Genomic DNA, 6,416 nt, shown 5'->3' on the forward strand with positions numbered 1-6,416 from the left:
GCTGATGGTGCCGCAGACGGTGACTGTCACGTTCATGCTGATCTGGCTGATCACGAACTACCACTGGTCGATCTCCTCGGCAGGAGCCCTCGTCACACTGTCGCAGCTACTCGGTGCGGTGGGCCGCGTCCTGGTCGGCCGGTGGTCCGACCGGGTCGGGTCGCGGCTGCGTCCGGTCCGGATCATGGCGGTGGTCGGGGTCCTGGTGCTTGCCGGTCTGGCGCTCGCCGACCACCTGCGCTCGTCGATCGCCGTGCCGCTGATGGTCGCGGCCGCAGTGGTCGCAGTGCTCGACAACGGGCTGGAATCGACCGCGGTCACCGAGTACGCCGGCCCGTTCTGGAGTGGGCGTTCGCTGGGCCTGCAGAACACCTATCAACGTTTGATGGCGGCGGGTGCGCCGCCGGTGTTCGGTGAGCTGATCGCCGACCACAGCTATCCGCCCGCATTTCTAATCTGCGGGCTGTTCCCGCTGCTGGCGGTGCCGATCGTGCCGGCCAACACGTTGCCGCCGGGTCTGGAAACTAGAGCGCGGACGCGATCCTTTCGCCGACTTCGGCGGTGGATATCTTTCCGGTCGGGCGACTGGCCAGATGGGAGGCCACGGCCCGGTCCACTCGCGCGGCGGCAGCGTCTTCGCCGACGTGGGAAAGCAGCAGCGCCACCGACATGATCGCGGCGGTTGGATCCGCGATTCCCTGACCGGCGATGTCGGGTGCGCTGCCGTGTACCGGTTCGAACATCGACGGGTTGGTCCGGGTGGCGTCGATATTTCCGCTGGCGGCCAAGCCGATACCGCCGCAGACCGCGGCGGCCAGGTCGGTGATGATGTCGCCGAACAGGTTGTCGGTGACGATGACGTCGAAGCGCCCGGGGTCGGTGACCAGGTGGATGGTCGCGGCGTCGACGTGCTGGTAGGCCACCTCGACATCCGGATACTTCTCGCCGACCTCCTGCACGGTCCGTGACCACAGGGATCCGGCGAATGTCAGCACATTCGTCTTGTGCACCAACGTCAGATGCTTGCGGCGCAGCTGAGCGCGCCCGAACGCGTCTTCTACGACGCGGCGGACGCCGAACGCCGTGTTGATGCTGACCTCGGTCGCCACTTCATGTGCGGTGCCGACGCGGATCGCTCCGCCAGTCCCGGTGTACGGACCCTCCGTGCCCTCGCGGACCACTACGAAATCGATGTCCGGGTTGCCCGCGAGCGGGCTGCTGACGCCCGGATACAGCCGGCCCGGTCGCAAGTTCACATGGTGGTCCAGCTCGAATCGCAGGCGTAACAGCAGACCTCGCTCCAGCACACCGCTGGGCACCGACGGATCACCGATCGCGCCCAACAGGATTGCGTCGTGGGCCCGCAGTTCGGCGACGGTGGTCTCGGGCAGGACTTCGCCGGTGGCGTGGAATCGCTTGGCGCCCAGGTCATAATGCGTCTTCTCGACGCCGGGCAACACCGTGTCGAGAATCTTCACCGCTTCGGCGACAACCTCCGGGCCGATCCCGTCACCCGGGATTACCGCGAGCTTCACGACAGGTCAACCACTTCGAGCTTGTTGGCCGCCACGGCGGAGCCGATCTCGGCGCGAACCTCGGCGGGGACATCGCGGTCCAGCCGCAGCAGGATCGTCGCACCGGGCCCCTCGGCATCCTCGGAGAGCTGGGCGGCCTGGATGTTGACCCCTGCGGTACCCAGCAGCGTGCCGATCTTGCCCAGCGCCCCAGGCTGATCGGCGTAGTTGATGACGAGGTAGATGCCCTGGGCCCGCAGATCGAAGTTGCGGCCGTTGATCTGCACGATCTTCTCGACCTGCTGGGGACCCGACAGCGCGCCGGCCACGTTGACGACTGAACCGTCAGCGGCCACGGCGCGAACATCGACAACGCTGCGGTGGTTGGGGCTTTCGGTGGCGGTGCTGATGTCGGCGGCCACGCCGCGCTCCTCGGCGATCGCCGGGGCGTTGACGAACGTCACCTGGTCCTCGATCACCGCAGAGAACAAGCCGCGTAAGGCCGAAAGTCGAAGCACCTCAACATCTTCGCCGGCCAACTCGCCGCGGACCTGCACCGACAACGACCCGGGAAGTTCGTCGCTGAGCGCACCGGCCAGCAAACCGAGCTTGCGCACCAGATCAAGCCACGGTGCCACCTCTTCGTTGACCACGCCGCCGCCGACGTTGACGGCGTCGGGGACGAACTCCCCCGCCAGCGCGAGCTTGACGCTGGCCGCGACGTCGGTGCCGGCCCGGTCCTGGGCCTCTTCGGTCGAGGCGCCAAGGTGCGGCGTCACCACGACCTGGGACAGCTCGAACAGCGGGCTGTCGGTGCACGGCTCTTTGGAGTACACGTCGAGACCGGCGGCGCGAACGTGCCCGCTGGTGATGGCGTCGGCCAGCGCGGCCTCGTCGATCAGCCCGCCGCGGGCGGCGTTGACGATGATCACGCCCGGCTTGGTTTTCGCCAACGCCTCTTTGTCGATCAGCCCTGCCGTCTCAGGGGTTTTCGGCAGGTGCACCGAGATGAAGTCGGCGCGGCCGAGCAGCTCGTCGAGCGACAGCAACTCGATACCGAGTTGGGCCGCGCGCGCCGCCGACACGTACGGGTCGTAGGCCACGATGTGGGCCTCGAACGCGGCCAGCCGCTGCGCGACCAGCTGCCCGATCCGGCCCAGTCCGACCACTCCGACGGTCTTGCCGAAGATCTCGGTGCCGGAGAACGACGAGCGCTTCCAGGCGTGCTCTCGCAGCGTGGCATCGGCCGCGGGGATTTGGCGGGCAGCCGACAGCAGCAACGCCAAGGCGTGCTCGGCGGCGCTGTGGATGTTCGACGTCGGTGCGTTGACTACCAGCACACCGCGGTCGGTGGCGGTCTTGACGTCGACGTTGTCCAGCCCGACGCCGGCGCGGGCGACGATCTTCAGTTTCGGCGCGGCGTCGAGCACCTCGGCGTCGACGGTGGTCGCGGAGCGGACCAGCAGCGCGTCGGCTTCGGGTACCGCCGCGAGCAGCTTCGGCCGATCCGGGCCGTCGACCCAGCGCACCTCGACCTGGTCACCGAGCGCGGCGACGGTTGATTCGGCAAGTTTGTCAGCGATAAGAACAACAGGCAGGCTCACGCGGGCCAGCCTAATGGTCGCGGTTGTGCGGGATTGCGTCACGGTCGCCGATCGGACGGCCTAGCAGCGTCGAACGTGCATTCAGAGCGAGAAAATCGCCAAAATTTCGCCCTGAGTGCACGTTCGGCGCGGGGACCCGGTGTCGGTGCCTGGGTGAATCCTGTCGGTAAGCGCGACGACAGGAGAACCACCGATGTGCTGGAAATGCGATCACCCCGAGGCCACCATGGGCGAGTGGCTGGAACTCATCTACGAGAAGGTCCAAGAGAACGGTTGGATCGTGCAGTTCGTCCAGGACGACCGTACGCCGTTCGCCTACACGATCGGTCTACATGAGCGCGGCCTGCCCGAGCTGCTGGTGACGGGGATGCTGCCAGAGCGGGCCAACCTGGTGCTCAATACCGTGGCCGAGTATCTCCTCAAGGGCGGGCGGCCGGTACCGGGCGAGCGGATGTTGATCGGCGGTGAGCTCCTGCTCGATTTCGTCCAGGTGCAGCACCCGATCGCCCACTTGAAATTCGCGTTCTCGTTCTACGGCCCGGATCTGCGGGCCCTGCAGTTGGTCTGGCCGGACGACCACGGGCATCGTCCGTGGTGCGCGGAATTCAGTAACGGCGGGGTGCGGCAACCGGTGTTCGGCATTCGAGTGGACCCACCCGAAGAGCGAGATCGACACTAGCGCGACGACACGCCGAAGCGGTCAGCGCTGGCGTCGATCTCGACGACCGGGCGCAGCGTCGCTGCCTACGATGACCCGGTGACGAACCTGGCGATCATCTACTACTCCACCACCGGCCATGGAACGACGATGGCCAAGCGCGTCGCGGCGGCAGCCGAGTCGGCGGGCGCCGAAGTCCGCGTGCGACATGTCGCCGAGACCCACGATCCGGCCTCGTTCGCCAAGAACCCGGCGTGGACCGCCAACTATGAAGCCACCAAGGATCTTCCCGCGGCCACCGGCGACGACATCGTGTGGGCCGATGCGGTGATCTTCGGGACGCCCACGCGATTCGGCTCGCCCGCAGCCCAATTGCGCACGTTCATCGATTCGCTGGGCGGCCTCTGGGCCGACGGCAAGCTGGCCGACAAGGTGTATGCCGGCTACACATCCTCCAACACCGCGCACGGCGGGCAGGAGACGACACTGCTGTCGCTTTACATCACCCTGATCCATTGGGGCGGCATCATCGTGCCGCCCGGATACACCGACCCGTGCAAGTTCGTCGACGGAAACCCGTACGGGGCGAGCCTGGTCGCCACCCACGACAACATCGACGATATCGACGACGCGACCAACGCCGCACTCGACCATCTGGCCCGCCGGGTCGTGACCGTGGCGGGCCAGCTCAAGTCGTAGCTAGGCGGTCTCGGTGATCGGGCGATCGACCCAGCTCATCAAGTCGCGCAGCTTCTTACCGGTGACCTCGATCGGGTGCTCGGCATTCTCCTTGCGCAGACCTTCGAGCTCCTTGTTGCCGCCCTCGACGTTAGCGACCAACTTCTTGGTGAAGCTGCCGTCCTGGATGTCGCGCAGGATGGCGCGCATGCGCTCTTTGGTGTCGGCGTCGATGACGCGTGGGCCCGACAGGTAGCCACCGAATTCGGCGGTGTCGGACACCGAGTAGTTCATCCGCGCGATGCCGCCCTCGTACATCAGGTCGACGATCAGCTTGAGCTCGTGCAGCACCTCGAAGTAGGCCATCTCCGGCGGGTAGCCCGCCTCGACCATCACGTCGAACCCAGTCTTCACCAATTCCTCTGTGCCACCGCACAACACGGCCTGCTCACCGAACAGGTCGGTTTCAGTCTCGTCTTTGAAGGTGGTCTTGATGACGCCGGCGCGGGTGCCGCCGATGGCCTTGGCGTAGGACAGCGCCAGGGCCTCGCCGTTGCCGTTGGGGTCCTGGTCGACGGCGATCAGCGCAGGAACACCCTTGCCATCGACGAATTGACGACGCACCAAGTGCCCCGGGCCTTTCGGCGCCACCATCGCGATGGTGATGTTGGCCGGCGGCTTGATCAGATCGAAGTGGATGTTGAGCCCGTGTCCGAAGAACAACGCATCGCCGTCCTTCAGGTTGGGTTCGATCTCGTTCTTGAAGATGTCGGCCTGCGCGGTGTCGGGCGCCAGCAGCATGATCACGTCGGCCCACTTGGCCACCTCGGCCGGCGTGTCGACGGTCAGGCCCTGCTCCTCGACCTTGACCCGCGACTTCGAGCCCTCCTTCAGCCCGACCCGCACCTGAACTCCGGAGTCACGCAGGCTCAGTGAGTGCGCGTGCCCCTGGCTGCCGTAGCCGATGACACCGACCTTGCGGCCCTGAATGATCGACAGGTCAGCATCATCGTCGTAGAACATCTCCAAAGCCACCTGAATGTCTCCTTCTTTCTTGGCTTTTCGATATGGGTTTCGAAATTGAATGGGTTATTTGGCCGTACTAATTGCACGTGGTCCTCGGGACAGCGAAACCACGCCCGACTGGACGATTTCGCGGATGCCGAACGGCTCGAGCACCTTCAGCAGCGCTTCGAGCTTGCCGCGGTCACCGGTGGCCTCGATCGTCAGCGATTCCGGCGATACGTCAATCACCTTGCCGCGGAACAGGTTCACCGCCTCGATGACCTGGCTGCGGGATCCGGCGTCGGCGCGGACTTTGATCAGCGCCAGCTCGCGAGACACCGAGGTGTGGTCGTCCTGCTCGATGATCTTGATGACGTTGATCAGCTTGTTGAGCTGCTTGGTGATCTGTTCGAGCGGGGTGCTCTCGGCGGAGACCACGATGGTCATCCGCGACATGTCCTTCTGCTCGGTGGCGCCGACCGCCAGCGACTCGATGTTGAACCCGCGCCGCGAGAACAACGCCGCCACCCGGGCCAGCACACCCGGCTTGTCTTCCACCAACACCGAAAGGGTGTGCGTGACTGTCGATCCGGTCGTCATCAGGCGTGCCCTTCGGTTCCGTCGTCGAACAGCGGGCGGATACCGCGGGCGGCCTGAATCTCGTCGTTCGAGGTCCCGGCGGCCACCATCGGCCACACCTGCGCGTCGGCGCCGACGATGAAGTCGATCACCACCGGACGGTCGTTGATCGCCCGGGCCTGGTTGATCACGTCGACCACGTCTTCCTCACGCTCGCAACGCAATCCGACACAACCGAGCGCCTCGGCCAGCTTGACGAAGTCGGGGATCCGGTGCGAGTGGGTGGCCAGGTCGGTCTGCGAGTACCGCTCTCCGTAGAACAGGGTCTGCCACTGACGCACCATGCCGAGGTTGCCGTTGTTGATCAACGCCACCTTG

Annotated in this window: 7 protein-coding genes and 1 pseudogene; 3 read left to right on the forward strand and 5 right to left on the reverse strand. The window is 65.8% G+C overall.

The features are described 5' to 3' along the window. Positions 1-34 precede the first annotated feature (34 nt). Positions 35-433: pseudogene (locus tag VN856_RS21790) on the forward strand (MFS transporter); the annotation flags it as partial. Between the two features lie 91 nt (positions 434-524). Here VN856_RS21790 and VN856_RS21795 read toward each other — a convergent pair. Continuing rightward, the gene (locus VN856_RS21795; protein WP_325692840.1) at positions 525-1,535 is read right to left on the reverse strand and encodes a 3-isopropylmalate dehydrogenase; all 1,011 of its coding nucleotides are present in this window, start codon (positions 1,533-1,535) and stop codon (positions 525-527) included. Then, positions 1,532-3,118: a phosphoglycerate dehydrogenase gene (gene serA, locus VN856_RS21800; RefSeq protein ID WP_325692842.1), complete on the reverse strand. Its 1,587-nt coding sequence runs from the start codon at positions 3,116-3,118 to the stop codon at positions 1,532-1,534. Before serA ends, VN856_RS21795 begins: the two co-directional genes overlap by 4 nt. 193 nt (positions 3,119-3,311) lie before the next feature. On the opposite strand from serA, the gene VN856_RS21805 reads away from it, so the two are divergent. Continuing rightward, the gene (locus VN856_RS21805; RefSeq protein ID WP_325692845.1) at positions 3,312-3,797 is read left to right on the forward strand and encodes a DUF4262 domain-containing protein; all 486 of its coding nucleotides are present in this window, start codon (positions 3,312-3,314) and stop codon (positions 3,795-3,797) included. Between the two features lie 78 nt (positions 3,798-3,875). Continuing rightward, a complete protein-coding gene (gene wrbA / locus VN856_RS21810; RefSeq protein WP_325692847.1) occupies positions 3,876-4,475 on the forward strand; it encodes an NAD(P)H:quinone oxidoreductase in 600 nt (199 codons plus the stop codon). Here the strand turns inward: wrbA and ilvC are convergent, their stop codons facing one another. From ilvC to VN856_RS21825, 3 genes are all read right to left on the reverse strand, one after another. Next, positions 4,476-5,477 (reverse strand): ketol-acid reductoisomerase, encoded by a 1,002-nt coding sequence (gene ilvC / locus VN856_RS21815; RefSeq protein WP_325692856.1) that lies wholly within the window; start codon positions 5,475-5,477, stop codon positions 4,476-4,478. 66 nt (positions 5,478-5,543) lie between these two features. Beyond that, on the reverse strand, positions 5,544-6,059 hold the full coding sequence (gene ilvN / locus VN856_RS21820; RefSeq protein ID WP_325692850.1) for an acetolactate synthase small subunit: 516 nt from the start codon (positions 6,057-6,059) through the stop codon (positions 5,544-5,546). Beyond that, a partial coding sequence (locus VN856_RS21825; protein WP_325692853.1) for a thiamine pyrophosphate-dependent enzyme occupies positions 6,059-6,416 on the reverse strand: 358 nt, incomplete at its 5' end. The genes ilvN and VN856_RS21825, both read right to left, overlap by 1 nt.

It is taken from the genome of Mycobacterium sp. (genome assembly GCF_035603715.1).
Classification (GTDB): Bacteria; Actinomycetota; Actinomycetes; order Mycobacteriales; family Mycobacteriaceae; genus Mycobacterium.

Bases quoted from the DNA above. Each gene is read 5' to 3' on its own strand.
- ilvN (WP_325692850.1), bottom strand. From the start codon at position 6,059: ATGACGACCGGATCGACAGTCACGCACACCCTTTCGGTGTTGGTGGAA.
- VN856_RS21805 (WP_325692845.1), top strand. From the start codon at position 3,312: ATGTGCTGGAAATGCGATCACCCCGAGGCCACCATGGGCGAGTGGCTG.
- ilvC (WP_325692856.1), bottom strand. From the start codon at position 5,477: ATGTTCTACGACGATGATGCTGACCTGTCGATCATTCAGGGCCGCAAG.